Source organism: Amycolatopsis sp. NPDC058278 (genome assembly GCF_042881395.1).
In the GTDB taxonomy this organism is placed as follows: domain Bacteria; phylum Actinomycetota; class Actinomycetes; order Mycobacteriales; family Pseudonocardiaceae; genus Amycolatopsis.
Genome location: NZ_JBHVXZ010000054.1, coordinates 22,451 through 38,220, shown reverse-complemented (window position 1 = coordinate 38,220; position 15,770 = coordinate 22,451). Strand labels below are relative to the sequence as shown.

General features: G+C 72.1%; 13 protein-coding genes. 8 read left to right on the top strand and 5 right to left on the bottom strand.

Annotation, left to right across the window (positions count from 1 at the left end; genetic code table 11):
• Positions 1–19: 19 nt before the first annotated feature.
• Together ACFVYA_RS26670 and ACFVYA_RS26665 are read right to left on the bottom strand one after the other, a co-directional pair.
• On the bottom strand, positions 20–1,399 hold the full coding sequence (locus tag ACFVYA_RS26670; RefSeq protein WP_387048796.1) for an ATP-binding protein: 1,380 nt from the start codon (positions 1,397–1,399) through the stop codon (positions 20–22).
• The gene (locus ACFVYA_RS26665; RefSeq protein ID WP_387048794.1) at positions 1,396–2,088 is read right to left on the bottom strand and encodes a response regulator transcription factor; all 693 of its coding nucleotides are present in this window, start codon (positions 2,086–2,088) and stop codon (positions 1,396–1,398) included. The genes ACFVYA_RS26670 and ACFVYA_RS26665 overlap by 4 nt, the downstream gene beginning before the upstream one ends.
• A 151-nt stretch (positions 2,089–2,239) precedes the next feature.
• On the opposite strand from ACFVYA_RS26665, the gene ACFVYA_RS26660 reads away from it, so the two are divergent.
• On the top strand, positions 2,240–2,866 hold the full coding sequence (locus ACFVYA_RS26660; RefSeq protein ID WP_387048793.1) for a DUF998 domain-containing protein: 627 nt from the start codon (positions 2,240–2,242) through the stop codon (positions 2,864–2,866).
• Between the two features lie 811 nt (positions 2,867–3,677).
• A complete protein-coding gene (locus ACFVYA_RS26655) occupies positions 3,678–4,835 on the top strand; it encodes a glycosyltransferase (protein ID WP_387048792.1) in 1,158 nt (385 codons plus the stop codon).
• An 11-nt stretch (positions 4,836–4,846) separates the two neighbouring features.
• Here ACFVYA_RS26655 and ACFVYA_RS26650 read toward each other — a convergent pair whose 3' ends face one another.
• The gene (locus tag ACFVYA_RS26650) at positions 4,847–6,541 is read right to left on the bottom strand and encodes a GAF domain-containing sensor histidine kinase (RefSeq protein ID WP_387048790.1); all 1,695 of its coding nucleotides are present in this window, start codon (positions 6,539–6,541) and stop codon (positions 4,847–4,849) included.
• Positions 6,542–6,719: 178 nt separating this feature from the next.
• Positions 6,720–7,601, bottom strand: a complete 882-nt coding sequence (locus ACFVYA_RS26645; RefSeq protein WP_387048788.1) for a LysR family transcriptional regulator — start codon at positions 7,599–7,601, stop codon at positions 6,720–6,722.
• Between the two features lie 118 nt (positions 7,602–7,719).
• Here ACFVYA_RS26645 and ACFVYA_RS26640 point away from each other — a divergent pair, with 118 nt between their 5' ends.
• From ACFVYA_RS26640 to ACFVYA_RS26625, 4 genes are read left to right on the top strand one after another with little or no spacing between them, the layout of a single operon-like run.
• Positions 7,720–8,595, top strand: coding sequence for a dioxygenase (locus tag ACFVYA_RS26640; RefSeq protein ID WP_387048787.1), 876 nt, complete (start codon positions 7,720–7,722; stop codon positions 8,593–8,595).
• Positions 8,596–8,634: 39 nt separating this feature from the next.
• On the top strand, positions 8,635–9,618 hold the full coding sequence (locus ACFVYA_RS26635; RefSeq protein WP_387048785.1) for a zinc-binding alcohol dehydrogenase family protein: 984 nt from the start codon (positions 8,635–8,637) through the stop codon (positions 9,616–9,618).
• An 11-nt stretch (positions 9,619–9,629) separates the two neighbouring features.
• Positions 9,630–10,601, top strand: a complete 972-nt coding sequence (locus ACFVYA_RS26630; RefSeq protein WP_387048783.1) for an MBL fold metallo-hydrolase — start codon at positions 9,630–9,632, stop codon at positions 10,599–10,601.
• A gap of 29 nt (positions 10,602–10,630) precedes the next feature.
• Complete coding sequence (locus tag ACFVYA_RS26625) at positions 10,631–12,241, top strand: amidohydrolase (RefSeq protein WP_387048781.1); 1,611 nt, start codon at positions 10,631–10,633, stop codon at positions 12,239–12,241.
• Positions 12,242–12,295: 54 nt separating this feature from the next.
• Here the strand turns inward: ACFVYA_RS26625 and ACFVYA_RS26620 are convergent, their stop codons facing one another.
• Complete coding sequence (locus ACFVYA_RS26620) at positions 12,296–13,111, bottom strand: serine/threonine-protein kinase (protein WP_387048779.1); 816 nt, start codon at positions 13,109–13,111, stop codon at positions 12,296–12,298.
• 347 nt (positions 13,112–13,458) lie between these two features.
• Here ACFVYA_RS26620 and ACFVYA_RS26615 point away from each other — a divergent pair, with 347 nt between their 5' ends.
• Together ACFVYA_RS26615 and ACFVYA_RS26610 are read left to right on the top strand one after the other, a co-directional pair.
• A complete protein-coding gene (locus tag ACFVYA_RS26615) occupies positions 13,459–14,154 on the top strand; it encodes an MIP/aquaporin family protein (RefSeq protein ID WP_387048778.1) in 696 nt (231 codons plus the stop codon).
• A gap of 22 nt (positions 14,155–14,176) precedes the next feature.
• Entirely contained in the window at positions 14,177–15,637 is a 1,461-nt protein-coding gene (locus ACFVYA_RS26610; protein WP_387048775.1) for a catalase, read from the top strand.
• Positions 15,638–15,770: the final 133 nt, after the last annotated feature.

The window sequence follows — 15,770 nt, the reverse complement described above, 5'->3', positions numbered from 1 at the left end:
CCACCCTTCCGGAGCCGGGTTAGCCGTCGACGTGACGAGGGTGAGAGTTGGGTAAGAGAAGATCCGCGCCGACGGTGAACCCGATCGCCGCTCCGCCGCCGGGGCGCGGCTCGGCGAAGACGGTCCCGCCGTGGGCGAGGGCGATGTCGCGCACGATGGCCAGGCCGAGCCCGGAGCCGGGCTGGCCGCGGGCGCTGTCCGCGCGGTGGAAGCGGTCGAACACCCGGGCCGCGTCGTCGTCGCCGATGCCGGGGCCGCGGTCGAGGACCTGCACCCGGCCGTCGCGGACGTCGACTTCGATCGGGCCGTCGGGCGCGAACTTCACGGCGTTTTCCAGCAGGTTCGAAACGGCGCGTTCCAGCGCTTTCCCTTGGCCGGTCACCGTCGACGCGTCGGCGGTGACGGTGATGGCCCGCCCGGACCGGCGCCGGACGCGCTCAGCGGCGCGCTCGGCGACCTCGTGCAGCTCGACCGGCGCCGGCTCTTCGGCTTCGTAGCGACGGGTGGCCAGTTCGACGAGCTCGTCGATCAGGTGGGTCAGCTCGCGGGCTTCGCCGTCGACGTCGTCGAGCAGCCGGGCCCGGGATTCGGGCGTGAGCTCGGCGAACCGGCGCAGGACGCTGGCGTTGGTGCGCAGGCTGGTCAGCGGGGTGCGCAGCTCGTGGGCGGCGTCCTGGACGAGGCGTTCCTGGTCGGCGCGGGCGTCGGCGAGGCGGCCGAGCATCCGGTCGAACGACGTCGCGAGCCGTCCGACCTCGTCGCGGCCGCCGGTGGGCACGGCGACGTCGTCGAGGCGGCCGTCGCTGACCTGCTCGGTCACCCGGGTCAGCCGGACCAGCCGGCGGGTGATCTGCCGGGCCAGCAGCCAGCCGGCCAGTGCCGCCGCGACCAGGACGATCGCGCTGACGGCGGTGATGCGGGTGGCCAGCTCGCCGAGCACGTGCCGGGACTCGTCGACGTCGATGCCGAGCTGGAGTGCCCCGCGGCCGGGTCCGAGGGCCACGGTGATCACCCGGTAGTCGTCCGGGGCGACGGTGAGGTCCTGGTAGCGGTGGTCGCCGAGGGTGCCGGTCGCGGCGAGCGCCCGGTCTTCTCCGTCGACGGCGAGGTGGACCGGGCGGCCGCCGATGGGGCGGACGGTGCCGTCCGGGGCGATGGCCTGGGCGACCATGGGCTGGGCTTCGTCGTGGTCGTCGTCATCGGGGCCGCGGGTAACCGGGCTCGGGGCGAGTATCTGCGTCGCGCCGGCCGCGACTTCGGCCGACGTCGTCAGCAGGGACCGGTCGAGTTCCGCGTTGATCCGCTGCGAGGCGGCTTGGTAGCTGAACACGCCGACCAGGATCGCCGCGGCCGCGCCGACCCCGGCGAACGCGATCGCGAGCTTGCTGCGGAGGTTCATGCCGGCCGCACCGAATAACCCACCCCGCGGACGGTGTGGATCAGGTCGGTGGCCCCGGCCTGCTCCAGCTTGCGCCGCAGGTAGCCGATGTAGACGGCGAGGTTCTTGGATTCCGAGCCGAATTCGTAGCCCCAGATGCGCTGGTAGATCGTGGTGCGGTCGAGCACGATCCCGGCGTTGCGCACGAGCAGTTCCAGTAGGTCGAACTCGGTTTTGGACAGGGTGATCTCCGTGCCTCGCCACCACACCCGACGGGCGGCCGGGTCGACCGCGAGCTCGTCCAGCCGCAGCGTGCGGCGCGCGTCCGGCTCGGGTGACGTGCGGCGCAGCAGGGCTCGCAGCCGGGCCAGTAGCTCGTCCAGTTCGAACGGCTTGGGCAGGTAGTCGTCGGCCCCGGCGTCCAGCCCGGCCACCCGGTCGGGCGTCTCGACGCGGGCGGTCAGCATGAGGATCGGCGTGGGGTCGCCTTCGGCGCGCAGCACCCGGCACACGCCGAGGCCGTCGACACCGGGCATCATCACGTCGAGGATCAGCACGTCGAACTCGTCCCGTCGGGCGGTGGCGAGCGCGCTGACGCCGTCGGTCACCTCGGTGACGTGGTAGCCCTCGAGGTCGAGGGCTCTGACCAGCGACTCACGGATCGCGCGGTCGTCGTCGGCGAGCAGGACGCGGTGCGGCATGGCCGCCATCATGCCCGTGCGCGCGCAGTGGCGGCACCACGGTCGCGGTCATCCGGCCGACCCGGGAGAGGTGACCGGAAGCGGGAATGGCGGCCAGCTGGTAGGGCGGATGGCTGCTGGCGTCGACGACAGGAGGCGGTCGGCGCAGGACCGTGGAGGAGTGACCACAATCCTCCGGAGCCCGCGGGCCGAGGTCTTCAGCCGACTGGCCATCGCGTCGGTGGCCGCGGCCGTCGTCGTGGTCGGCTATCTCACCACGGCGCTCGGCGGTCAGGTCGATCCAGTCCGGGATCCGGTGAGTGACTACGAGTTCCACGGCGCGGGCGCACCGTTGTTCGTCGCGGCCGTGCTCCTGCTGATCTCGGGCGGGCTGGCGGTGATCGCCGCGATGGGCCACGCGGGCCTGCCGCGCGGCCGCGCCGTCCGGGTCCTCTTCGGACTGTGGTGCGCCGGGCTGGCGCTGGTCGCGGTGTTCCCCGCCAACCGGTCCGCGTTCGACCCGACGGTGCCGGGGGACCTGCACTGGTTCGGCGGCGCGGTGTACTTCACCTGCCTGCCGACGGCCTGCTGGCTGCTGGCGCGGTCGCTGCGCGGGAACCCGCGGTGGAACCGGGCGGCGCCGCGGATCCGGTGGTCCGCGGCGGCCGGGGTGGTCACGGCGGCCGCGTTCGGGGTCTCCCAGTTCGCCCCGTCGCTGCCGGCCGGCCTGCTGGAACGCCTCGCGCTCGCCGCGGAGCTCGCCCTGGTGGTCGTGCTGGCGCTCACCGTGCGGCAGCCGTCCCGATGACGACGCTGGTGGCGATCCTCCTCGCGGCGCTCGGAGCGTGCTGTTTCGCCGGTTCGGCGCGGTTGCAGCACGGCGCGGTCCGGTCGGGAAACCCGGGGGAGTCGCTCAGCGTCCGCTCGCTGGGCCGCGTGCTGCGGACCCGCCGCTGGCTGGCCGGCGCCGGGCTCGCGGTCGTCGGCGGGACGCTGCACGTCGTCGCGCTGTCGCTCGCGCCGCTCGTGGTCGTGCAGCCGGTCGGCGTGCTCGGCCTGGTCGTCGTCACCGGGCGGTTCCGGCCCGCGGTCGTCGGCGTCTGCCTGGGCGTCGCCGGGTTCGTCGTGCTGGCGGCGCGGTCCGGCGTCGCCTCGGGCGGGATATCGCAGCCCGGTGCGACCTGGTTCTTCGCGCCGGCGGCGATCGCGGTTGCCGCTGCGGCCCTGTCGATCCACGGGCGGGCGCGGTGCTTCGGCCTGGCCGCGGCGGCGGCCGTGCTGTTCGGCACGGGCTCGGCCCTGATCAGGGCCGCCACCCACGACCTGGCCGCGGTGACCGGCTTGAGCCTCGCCGCCGAGTCACTGCTGCTGATCGCGGCCGGCGGCTGGCTGGTCCAGCAGGCCTACGCCGCCGGGCCACCGGCCGTGGTCCTCGCCGTCACCACGGTGATCGACCCGTTCACGGCGGTCGTGATCGGCCTGACCCGTTACGGCGAGGCCGCACACACCACCCCCGCTTCGGCGGTCGCGCAAGCCGGCTTCGCCGGGCTCGCGATCGCCGGCGTGCTCGTCCTGGCGCGGTCGATCCCCGATCCGCGTCCCCCCGAAAGGAACCCGACATGCGCATCCTGCTCGCCGCGGACACCTTCCCCCCGGACGTCAACGGGGCCGCGCACTTCACCGACCGGCTGGCCCGCGGCCTCGCGGCCCGCGGACACGACGTGCACGTGCTCTGCCCCGCCGACTCCGCCACCCCGGGAACCACGGCCGACGGTGTCCTCACCGTCCACCGGGTGAAATCCCGGCGGACCCCCTTTCACCCGACGTTCCGGTTCAGCACTCCCCGGCAGGCCGCACGGGTGGCCGGAGCGCTGCTCGACCGGCTCCGGCCGGACGTGGTGCACGTGCAGTCCCACTTCGCGGTGGGTCGGTCGGTGGTCTGGGCCGCGGTCGAGCGGGCCGTCCCGGTGATCGCCACCAACCACTTCATGCCGGAGAACCTGCTCGGCTTCGTGCCGGCCCCGGACCGGGTGCGGTCGTGGGTTGCGGCCGCGGCCTGGCGTGATCTGGTTCGTGTCTACCACCAGGCGAAAGTGGTCACCGCGCCGACCCCTCGCGCGGTGGACCTGTTGGCCGACAAGGGTTTTCTCGGCAACGCCCGGGCGATCTCCTGCGGTATCGACCTCGCGCACTACGTGACACGCCGGACTGTCGGCGGCACGGACATCTCCGTGCTGTTCGTCGGGCGGCTGGATCGGGAAAAGAACGTCGGCGAACTGCTCCGCGCGGTGGCCGCGGTGCCGACGGCCCGGGCGGAGATCGTCGGCGACGGCTCGTGCCGGACGGCGCTGGCGGACGAGGCCGAGCGCCTCGGTGTGACCGGGCGCGTCCGGTTCCACGGCTTCGTCGGCGACGAGGACCTGGTGCGGGCGTATCGGGAGGCCGACGTCTTCTGCATGCCGGGTACGGCCGAGCTGCAGAGCCTCGCGACGATGGAGGCGATGGCCGCGGGGCTGCCCGTGGTCGCGGCCGACGCGATGGCCCTGCCGCATCTGGTCCGCAGCGGCGTCAACGGGTTCCTGTACCCGCCCGGCGACGTCGAACGGCTGGCCGCGGCGCTCAGGTGGCTCGGCAATGGCGTCACGCGGGCGGTGATGGGCCAGGCCGGCCGGCAGGCCGTGGCCCGCCACGACCTCGCCGGCACCCTGGACGCCTTCGAAGACGTCTACCGGGAATCGGCCGGGCTGCCCGTGGCACGTCGGCTGCTCGCGTCCTGATCACCGATCGGTCACCCGTCGTGCGGGGCAACGGCCGGCAGCTCGCAGCGCACCGTCGTGCCCTCGCCCGGCGGGCTGTGCAGGGAGAACGATCCGCCCAGCGCTTCGATCCGGTCCTTCAGCCCGACCAGCCCCGAGCCCCGCCGCGGGTCGGCGCCCCCGATCCCGTCGTCGCGCACGCACAGCCGGAGCGTGGGCCCGGAGGCATCGGCGTCCACCTGGACGACGGTGGCACGCGAATGCTTCGCCGCATTCGTGAGCATTTCCGAGACGACGTAGTAGGCGCCCACTTCGACGGGTTCCGGAAGCCGCCCGTCGATCCGCACGGTCGTTTCCACCGGGACGGGGCAACGCCGTCCTAGTGCGCGCAACGCGGGCGGCAGTCCCGCGCTGGACAGCACCGCCGGGTGGATGCCGCGGGAGATCTCCCGGAGGTCGTCGATCACCTCCCGCAGACCCGCGGCGATGTCCTCGGTCTCGTCGCGGATGGCGGCGCAGTCCGGCCTCGCCGCCACGGTGCGCAGCCGGAGCGCGAGCGCGAGGAGACCTTGCTGCGCGCCGTCGTGCAGGTCCCGTTCGATCCGCCGGCGCGCTTCGTCGGCCGCGGTCAGCAGTCGCACGCGGGAAGCGACGAGTTCGGAGCGGCTCTGGGCGTTCGCGATCGCCGTGGCGACGAGGTCGGTGAATTCGCCCATCCGCTGTTCGAGGTCCGGCGGCAGCGATCGCTGCCCGGTACCGGCGGCGATCATGCCCCACAGCCTGCCGTCGACGTGGATCGGCACGGCGACCGCGGAGACGAGTCCCTCGCGCAGGTAGATGTCCCCACCCGGGACGTCGTGGTAGTCGGCGACCCGGGCGGCCCGCCCAGTGCGCCGGACGGTCTCGGTGAGCCCGGTCTCCGGGTAGCCCTCCCAGCGATGCCCGACCTGCACGTGGGGTCCCGACGTGCCTTCGTTGGCGACGATCGTCGCCGTCCCGTCGAGCTCGTACCGGATCATCCGGGCGGTGCTGCAGCCGAAATGGCGGAGCGCCTCCCCGGTCGCGGCCGCGAACACCACCTCGGGTGCCGCACCGCGCGCGACCAGCTCGGCCAGGCGCCGCAGGGCTGCTTGGGTGTCCGCGAGTTCGCGCAGTTCCTGCTCGGCCCGGGCGTTCGCGATCGCCGTCGCCGCGAGTTCCGTGAAATCCGCCAGGCGTGCCTCGGTGCCGGCCGGGAAGGCCGCCCGTGTGGTCGCGGCCACCGTCGCTCCCCAGCGGCAGCCCCCGACCACGATCGGAGCGGCGACCGCGGCCCGCAGGCCCAGCCGGCCGGTGATGGCACCGAACGGGCCCTGTGCGAGCCGCTCGCCGTCGACCCGCGCCGGGAGCCCGGTGCGGACAGCGGCCGTGGTGGCCATCCCGGCCTGCAGGCCGATCCGGAACCCGACGGGTACCTCGCCGTAGGAGCCTACGACGGTCATGTGTCCTTCGGCCTCCCCGGACGGGTGATCGACGCGGGCGACGAAACTCGCTTCGGCACCGATCAGGCGGCCGAGTTCGTCGGCGACCGCGGTGAACACCTCGCCCGGCGTGGCCCCACCCGCCACCAGCGTGGCCACCCGCCGTAGCGCCGCCTGTTCCTGGGCGAGCCGACGCAGCCGGGCCAGGTCGTCGGGCTCGGCGAGGACGGGGTGATCGACGCTGGCGCCGGCGTCGGGCGCGGTCACTCGTCCGACGGTAGTCCGGTGTCCGGCACGGCGGCAACGCCGTGCGCACGGGGTTCGCCCGGCCGGGACCGATTCCGGCCAGGTCGAATTCCTCTTGTCCACACTGTGCGCGGATCTCAGCCGGAATTGACGGGTCCGGCGGGAAAACCGATTTCCGGAATGGCGTCCGGGAAACCGGTCAGGCGCGGCACGCCTCGAGAAGGGCGTCGGCCAGCGCCGTCGCAGCCGCCGAAACCGCCAATCTGGTCGGCGCCGCGAGCGCCAGCGTCCAGGTGCTCGCGGGGGTGATGGGGACAGTGCGGAGGTCCGGGTAGCGACCGGCCGGCGTCGCGGGCAGCAGGGCGACGCCGAGCCGGTTGCGGACGAGTCCGGCCGCGGTGTCGTAGTCGGCCACTTCGTACGGGGTGTCCGGGCTGATCCCGGCGGCGGCGAAGGACTCGTCGGCCTGGCGGCGAATGCCCCAGCCCGCGGCGAACCGCACGACCGTTTCGTCGGCCAGATCCGACACTTGCGCCTGACCGCGGGTGCCGAGCCGGTGGTCGGGCCGGCACAGCAGGACCAGTGGCTCACGGGCGATCGTGCGGAGGGTGACGCTCGCCGGTGGCGTCGTGGCCGCCACCAGGGCGAGGTCCAGTGCGCCGTCCGCGACGGCGTGGAGGTGTCCGGCGGTGCCCGCGACGCTCTGCCGCAACCGCACCGACACCAGCGGGTACCGGGCGTGGAACCGGCCCAGTACCGTCGGCAGGTCGAGCGGCCCGGAGGACATCAGTATCCCCAGATCGACGCTCCCGCTGAGCTGCTCGCGGAAGGGCGCGACCGAGTTCCTCGCGCGCCGGGCGGCGGCGAGGGTGCCGCGGGCTTCGGCGAGGAACGCGGCACCGGCCGGCGTCAGGGCGATCGGGTACGCGGTTCGGTCGAGGAGTCGGATGTCGAGCTCGCGCTCGAGCTTCGACACCGCCGTCGACACCGCTGACTGCACCACGTGGGCCCGTTGGGCGCCCCGCGAGAAACTGCGCTCCTCGGCGACGGCGACGAAGTATTCGAGCTGGCGAAGATCCACCTCGACACTATCTCACATCGAGATGATTTCTATCGAAACTCTTCGTTGGACGAGATGGGTATTCGGGGTGATGCTCGGAGGTGCGGGGCCAACCCGGCCGAACGAAGGGAGTCGAGCGATGTCGATCGACCTGACCGAGGAAACGATCACCGCCGAGGTGCAGAAGACCTTCGACGGCGCCGCCGACGACCGGATGCGCGAGATCTTCGTGAAACTGGTGCAGCACCTGCACGACTTCAGCCGTGAGGTCCGGTTGACCAGCGAGGAATGGTTCACCGCGGTGGACTTCCTGGAGCGGGTCGGCCGGATCAGCAGCCCGACGCGCCAGGAGTTCGTCCTGCTGTCGGATATCCTGGGGCTGAGCGTGCTGGTCGACCAGATCAACCACGGCACGGGCCCGGCCACCGATTCCACCCTCCTCGGGCCGTTCTACGTCGAAGGCAGGCCGCGCGCGGAGAACGGCTCCGACATCTCCGGCGGTGTCGCCGGCATGCCGTTGTTCTTCAGCGGCACGGTCGTGGACGCCGGCGGCCGGCCGGTCGCCGGGGCGGGCGTGGACACCTGGCACAGCGACAGCGAGGGTTTCTACGACGTCCAGCAGGCGGACAAGCTGCACGGCGAACCGGCGATGCGGGCCTTGCTGAGCACCGATCGCGACGGCCGGTTCTCGTTCCGTTCGATCGTGCCGCGGTACTACCCGGTGCCCACCGACGGGCCCTGCGGAGAGATCCTCCGTGCGGCGGGCCGCTCACCGATGCGGCCCGAGCACATCCACTTCCGGTTCCACGCGCCGGCCCACGAACCGCTGGTCACCATGCTGTTCCGGCGCGGGGACCCGTACCTGGAGCAGGACGCGGTGTTCGGCGTCAAGCGTTCGCTGGTCGTGTCTTTCGTTCAGCGCGAGGCCGGCGAAACCGCGCCGGACGGAACCGAAATGGACGAGCCGTTCCAGACCGTCGAATGGACCTTCACCCTCGATCCGGGCCGCCGGTGACCGCCGCTTCCCCGTCCGGAGTCCAGAAAGGACAGTCACGTGCGTGCGCTTCGCTTCGACCGGTTCGGCGGTCCTGATGTCCTGCGGGTCGCCGAGGTGCCAGATCCCGTCGCGACCGACGGCACGGCCGTGGTCGCCGTCCGGTCCGCCTCGGTCAATCCGTCCGACCTGAAGAACGTCGCCGGCCGCATGGAGGACACCGTGCTGCCCCGGGTGCCGGGCCGGGACTTCGCCGGGATCGTCGTCGACGGACCGCCGGAGTGGTGCGGCGCCGAAGTGTGGGGCACCGGTGGCGACGTCGGCTTCACCCTCGACGGCTCGCACGCCGAGTACCTCCGCGTGCCGGTCGGCGCCCTGGCTCGCAAGCCCGCACGGCTGAGCTTCGAGGAGGCGTCCGCAGTCGGGGTCAACTTCGTGATCGGCTGGCTCGGCGCCGTCGAGGTCGCGCAGCTGGGCCAGGGCGAGACCGTCGTGGTCTTCGGGGTCGCCGGCGGGGTCGGCGGCGCGGTCGCCCAGATCGCCCGCGCGCGCGGCGCCCGGGTGCTCGGTGTCGACCGAATCGCCCCGGCCGAAGGCACTCCCGCGGCCGAAATCGTGGACGAGTTCGTGCCCTTCACCGATCCGGCGGAAGTCGCCGACACGCTGCTGAAGCACAGCGGCGGCCGGGGCGCCGAGGTCGTCTACGACGCGGTCGGCGGCGTCACCACCGCGGCGGCGCTCGCGGCACTGGCCCAGCGCGGCAGGCTGGTGGTGATCAGTGCGGTCGGCACCCCGACGGTGGAGATCAACCTGCCGGACTTCTACCACCGGGAGGCGCGGCTGCTCGGCGCCGACAGCCGCAAGCTCGACGTCACCGAGTCCGCCGAGCGGCTGACCCTGCTCACCCCGTACTTCGAGCGCGGCGAGTTCCGGCCGCTGCCGGTCGCGCACCGGTTCGGCCTCGAGGACGGCCCGAAGGCGTATTCCGCCGTGGCGGACCAGGTTCCCGGCCGCGTCGTCATCATCCCGGAACCCCTTACCTGAAAGGCGAGACCATGACGCGCTGCACCGGTGCCCGCATCACCGTCCTCGACGAGAACTTCATCGACATCCTGTTGCCTTCCAGCCCCCGCGTGCGCCGGTATAACATGGACCAGCACTTCAGCTCCCGCTACGGCGAACTGCTCGCCGAGAACGGCTTGTGCTTCCTCGTGGAGACGTTCACCGAGAGCGGTTCCACGAAGATCCTCTTCGACGCCGGGCTGACGGCGCCGGTGGTGCTGCACAACGCGCGGCAACTGGGAGTCGACCTGAGCGAGGTCGACGCGGTGGTGCTCAGCCACGGCCACCCCGACCACTTCGGCGGGATCAACGGTGTGCTGGAAGCGATCGGCCACCCCACGCCGGTCCTCGCACACCCCGACGCGTTCGACCCGCGGATGATCGTCAAGCCGCACACCACGCTTCCGATGATCAACATCGGCCTGACCCGCGAGGGGATCCGGGCGGCCGGCGGGCACCTCATGGAGGTGCGGGACCCGGTTCCGCTCGGGCCGGGGCTGCTCACCTCCGGCGAGATGAAGACCAGCGCCGAGTTCGAACGGGAAGCGCCGACCGGACGGCTGTGCGTCCACGCGAATGGCCACGTCGAAGCCGACGACATCAACGACCACCAGGTGCTCGGCATCGACGTCGAGGGCCACGGCCTGATCGTCATCGACCCGTGCGGGCACCGCGGCGTGGTCAGCTCGGTCGACCACATGCGAAGCCTCACGGGCACCGACACGCTCTACGGCGTCCTCGGCGGGTTCCACACCGGACACCCGGGCATCAGCGCCCACAGGATCGACAACACGGCGAAAGCCCTCGCCGCCTACGACCCGAAGCTGGTCGCGCCCATGCACTGCAGCGGGTTCCCGCTCAAGAAGGCCGTCGCGGAGCTGCTCCCGGACGCCTTCGAGATCGTCACGGCGGGCACGGTGCTGACCGTCGGCGATGTCCCGCCCGACACGCGCACCTGGCGGTAGCCATCCCCGACCGGACCCGAGGGACCGCGATGACCAGGATTTTCGTTAACGGCCTCGTCTGGCCGCAGGCCCACCGGGCCGCCGGGCCCGAACCGACCGCGCTGGCCGTGTGTGACGGCCACGTCGTGGCCTGCGGTACCGACGCCGAAATCCGCGAACTGGCCGGCGCGGGTGCCGGAGAGATCGACCTCGGCGGCCGCCGGCTGGTCCCCGGCTTGATCGACGGGCACATGCACGCCGTGCGCGGCGGTGCGAGCTGGGCGCGGGAGCTCCGCTGGACGGATCTGCCGGACCTGGGGGCCGGACTCGCCGCGATCCGGGCCGTGGCCCGGCGGGCCGAGCCGGGGGAGTGGATCCGCGTCGTCGGCGGCTGGCACCCTTGCCAGTTCCCCGAATCACGCGAGCCCACCCGGGCCGAGCTGGACGCCGTCACGACCGAGCACCCGGTGTACGTGCAGGCGCTGTACGAGGTCGCGGTGCTCAACTCGGCGGCGCTGCGCGCGGCCGGGATCGACGCCGCGAGCGCCGATCCGCCCGGTGGCCGCTTCGAACGCGATCCGGTGACCGGCGAGCCGACCGGCCGGGTCTTCGGCATGGGTGCGTTCAACCACGTCCTGTCCGCGGTGCCGCCGGCCACGCCCGAGGAGGAACGCCGGTCCACCGCCGTGATGTTCGCCGACCTGCACTCGCTCGGCCTGACCGGGCTCGTCGACGCCGGTGGGTTCGGGATGCCACCGCAGCGGTACGAGCCGCTGTTCGCGTTGTGGCGCGAGGGCGGGCTCTCGATGCGGATGCGGCTCTTCCTGTCCGCCGCCGACCCGGGCCAGGAGTACGCCCAGCTCGTGGACTGGATGCGCCACACCCCGTCCCGGTTCGGCGACCCGATGCTGGCCTTCCTCGGCATTGGGGAAGTGGTGCACTTCGGCTGTCACGACTTCGAAGGTCTCGAAGAGTTCGCGATCTCCGACGCGGCGATCGACGAGCTGCACCGGATCTGCTCCCACGCCGCCGAACGTGGCTGGCCGGTGAACATCCACGCCGTGCTCGACGAATCCATCGACCGGATCCTCACCTGCTGGGAGGCCGTCGACGAGCGGATCCCGGTGCGCGGCCTGCGGTTCACCCTCTCGCACGGCGACCGCATCAGCCCACGGAACCTGAAACGGCTGAAGGCCCTCGGGGCCGGCCTGGTGCTCGACGACCACCACGTGTTCAAAGCCGCCTTGTCCGAACGGGCGTGGGGCGCCGGGTCCATGGCCGCGGTCCCGCCCCTCGCCGACCTGCTCGCCGCCGACGTCCCGCTCGCGGCCGGCACCGACGCCACCCGCGCTTGTTCGCACAACCCGTGGCTTGCGCTGTGGTGGCTCGTCACCGGCAGGTCCGCGGACGGAACCGCCCGGCGTGCGGCCGAGCACCGGATGTCGCGGGAGCAAGCGCTGGACTGCTACACCGCGGGCAGCGCGTGGCTCAGCTTCGAGGAGACCGCCCGGGGACGGCTGGTGCCCGGCGCGTACGCGGACTTCGCGGTCCTCAGCGAGGACTACTTCGCCGTTCCCGAGGACCGGATCCCGCTGATCCGCTCCGAACTCACGGTGGTGGCGGGCGAGGTCGTTCACTCGACCGGCGCGGTGCCCGCCTGAAGACGAGACCGCCTGCAAAGACTGGGAACCAGGTCACCGGCCGGTGCAGGGCGCCTATGCGGCGCGCAGCGCGGCACGGGCCTGGTCGGCGCTGAGCCGCCTGCCGGGGTCCTTGGCGAGGAGTCCTTCGATGACCGGGCGCAGCTTGCCCGCGTGCTCGAACGGAGCGGGCGTATCGGTGACGACGGCGGTGAACGTGGCGTGCGCGGAGCCCCGGTCGAAGGGCGGCCGGCCCTCGACCGCCGCGAACAACGTCGCGCCGAGTGAGTAGAGGTCGGCGGCCGGCCCGAACTCCCCGCTGTCGACTCGTTCCGGGGCGACGTAGGCCGGGCTCCCGGCGAGCGTGCCGGCCGAGGGGACGTCGTCGATGGCGCACGCGATGCCGAAGTCGGTGAGGACCACGCGTGCGTCGTCGCAGAGGTGGACGTTGCCCGGCTTGACGTCGAGGTGCACGACGCCCGCGTCGTGCGTCGCCTGCAGCACGTCGAGCAGAGCCAGGCCGATCCTTGTCACCTCGTCGACCGGCAACGGTCCCTCGGCGAGGAGCGCTTCGCGCAGTGTCCGGCCGGACAACGGTTCCATGACAATCCACGGGCACGAGCCGTCCTCGACGACGTCGTGGATGCCGACGGCGCCGGTGTGGCCGACCTGCGCGGCCGCGCGTGCCTCACGGAAGGCGCAGTCCCATGCCTCCGCACGCATCGTCGCGGTGTGCAGGCCGCTCAGGATGATCTGCTTGAGCGCGACGGACCGGCGCAGCACCTCGTCGTCGGCGAGCCACACCCGGCCCATGCCGCCGCGGCCCAGCAACGCCTGAAGGCGGTAGCGGCCCGCCACGAGGCGCCCGGTGCGCTCCGACGGTTGGGGCACACCGGCTCGGTGTGCCCCGACCGTCGTGTGCGGTTCGTCAAGGGTGGGGTGCCGCGTGCTCATCGCTGTCTCGCTTTCGCAGGGCCGGAACTCGCCGGTGAACCGGGATCAGCGTTGCGCGCGGGTGCGGAACGGACATCGCCGCCAGCGGCCGTCGTTCGCGGGGGTTGGCTGGAATCGGCCGGTTCCTGCTGGCCGGTAGCCCGGGGCCCGGTGCAGCTAGCAGGTACTCGGCCGTCCCGGCCAGCCGGGGGCGAGAGATGGCCGCTGGCGACGATGACGATGCCATCGCTTGCGCGCGATTCTTGGGCAGCGTCACCACTATTCCCGCAGCAAGGAGAAAGCAGATGGCGGACGTTATCACGCGCCAATCCGGCCTGCCGGCGATGTCCTCGTTACCGTGGGCCGTCGCTGGCCGGAAATACGCCGTCGAGGCGATCGGCGCGTTCTTCCTCGTGTTCACGGTCGCCGCCAGTGTGCTCAGCCACAGCGCGTTCACGCCCCTCGCAGCGGGTGCGGTGCTGATGGTCATGATCTACGCGGGCGGGCACATCTCCGGCGGGCACTACAACCCGGCCGTCACGATGGCGGCGCTGGTGCGCGGGCGGATCGGGTGGGGACAGGCCGCCGGGTACTGGGTCGCGCAGCTTGTCGCGGGCCTGGTCGCCGGGTTCGCCGCCCGCGCGATCGTCGACCCGCTGACAGCGCCGGTACCGCACCTGGCCGGGCACGCGCTCACCGCGGCCACCCTCTCGGAACTGCTGTTCACCTTCGCCCTGTGCTACGTGGTGCTCAATGTCGCCACGAGCAAGGACCAGCCGGGCAACGCGTTCTTCGGCCTGGCGATCGGGTTCACCGTGGCGGCGGGCGCGTTCGCGGTCGGGGGGATCTCGGGCGGCGTGTTCAACCCCGCCGTCGCGCTCGGCACCACCGCCGTCGGCCTCTTCGCGTGGACGACGTTCTGGTTCTACGTGGTGGCACAGCTCGTCGCGGGCGCCGCCGCGGGCCTCGTGTTCCGCGTGCTCAACCCCGACGACAAGTAACCCCGGCCCAGGAGGCACCAGCATGACCGACACCCAGCCCAAGCCGACGACGACGGATGCCGGCATCCCGGTCGAGAGCGACGACCATTCGCTCACGGTCGGTCCGGACGGCCCGATCCTGTTGCACGACCACTACGTCATCGAGCAGATGGCCCAGTTCAACCGCGAGCGGGTGCCGGAGCGGCAGCCGCACGCGAAGGGCGGCGGCGCGTTCGGCCGGTTCGAGGTGACGCACGACGTCAGCCCGTTCACGAAAGCGGCCGTCTTCCAGCCCGGCGCCAAGACGGAGCTGGTGATCAGGTTCTCGACCGTGGCGGGGGAGCGGGGCAGCCCCGACACGTGGCGCGACCCCCGCGGTTTCGCGATCAAGTTCTACACGACCGAGGGCAACTACGACATGGTCGGCAACGACACCCCGGTCTTTTTCCTGCGGGATCCGATGAAGTTCCAGCACTTCATCCGGTCGCAGAAACGCCGCGCCGACAACAACCTGCGCGACCACGACATGCAGTGGGACTTCTGGACGCTGTCGCCGGAGTCGGCGCACCAGGTGACGTGGCTGATGGGCGACCGCGGCATCCCGCGCTCCTGGCGGCACATGAACGGGTACAGCTCCCACACCTACATGTGGGTCAACGCGCAGGGCGAGAAGTACTGGGTGAAGTACCACTTCATCAGCGACCAGGGCGTGGAGTGCCTCACCCAGGGCGAGGCCGACGCGCTGGCCTCCTCCGACGGGGACTACCACACCCGCGACCTGTACGAGGCGATCGGCCGCGGCGAGTTCCCGTCGTGGACGCTGAAGATGCAGATCATGCCCTACGAAGATGCCGCCACCTACCGGTTCAACCCGTTCGACATGACGAAGGTGTGGCCGCACGCAGACTATCCGCTCCTCGAGGTCGGCCGGCTGACGCTGGACCGCAACCCGACGGACTACCACTCCGAGATCGAGCAGCTGGCCGTCGAGCCGAGCAACCTCGTGCCGGGGATCGGCCCCAGCCCGGACAAGATGTTGCTGGGCAGGATGTTCTCCTACCCCGACGCCCACCGGGCGCGGATCGGCGCGAACTACAACCAGCTGCCGGTGAACCAGCCCATCGCGCCGGTGAACAGCTACAGCAAGGACGGCGCGATGCGGTACCGCAAGGTGTCCGACCCGGTGTACGCGCCGAACTCCAAGGGCGGCCCGCAAGCCGACGTCGCCCGCTACGGCGAGCCCGCGGGGTGGTATTCCGACGGCGACATGGTCCACGCGGCGCAGACCCTGCACGCCGAGGACGACGACTGGGGCCAGGCCGGCACGCTGGTCCGCGTCGTGATGGACGACGCGGAACGTGACCGGCTGGTCTCCAACGTCGTCGGCCACCTGCTGGACGGCGTCACCGAGCCGGTGCTGCAGCGCGCGTTCGAGTACTGGCGCAACGTCGACGACGAACTCGGCCAGCGGATCGAGAAGGGCGTCCGAGCCGGACAGTCCTGAGCAGCCGGTGGAGGGGGCGGCGGGCGCCGGGGCCCGGGCCCAAAAGCCAGGTGGCCCAGGCCCCCCCACACAAACCCCCCCCCCCCGCACCCGAGCCCCCCACAAACAACACAAACGCCCCCCCCCCCCAAAC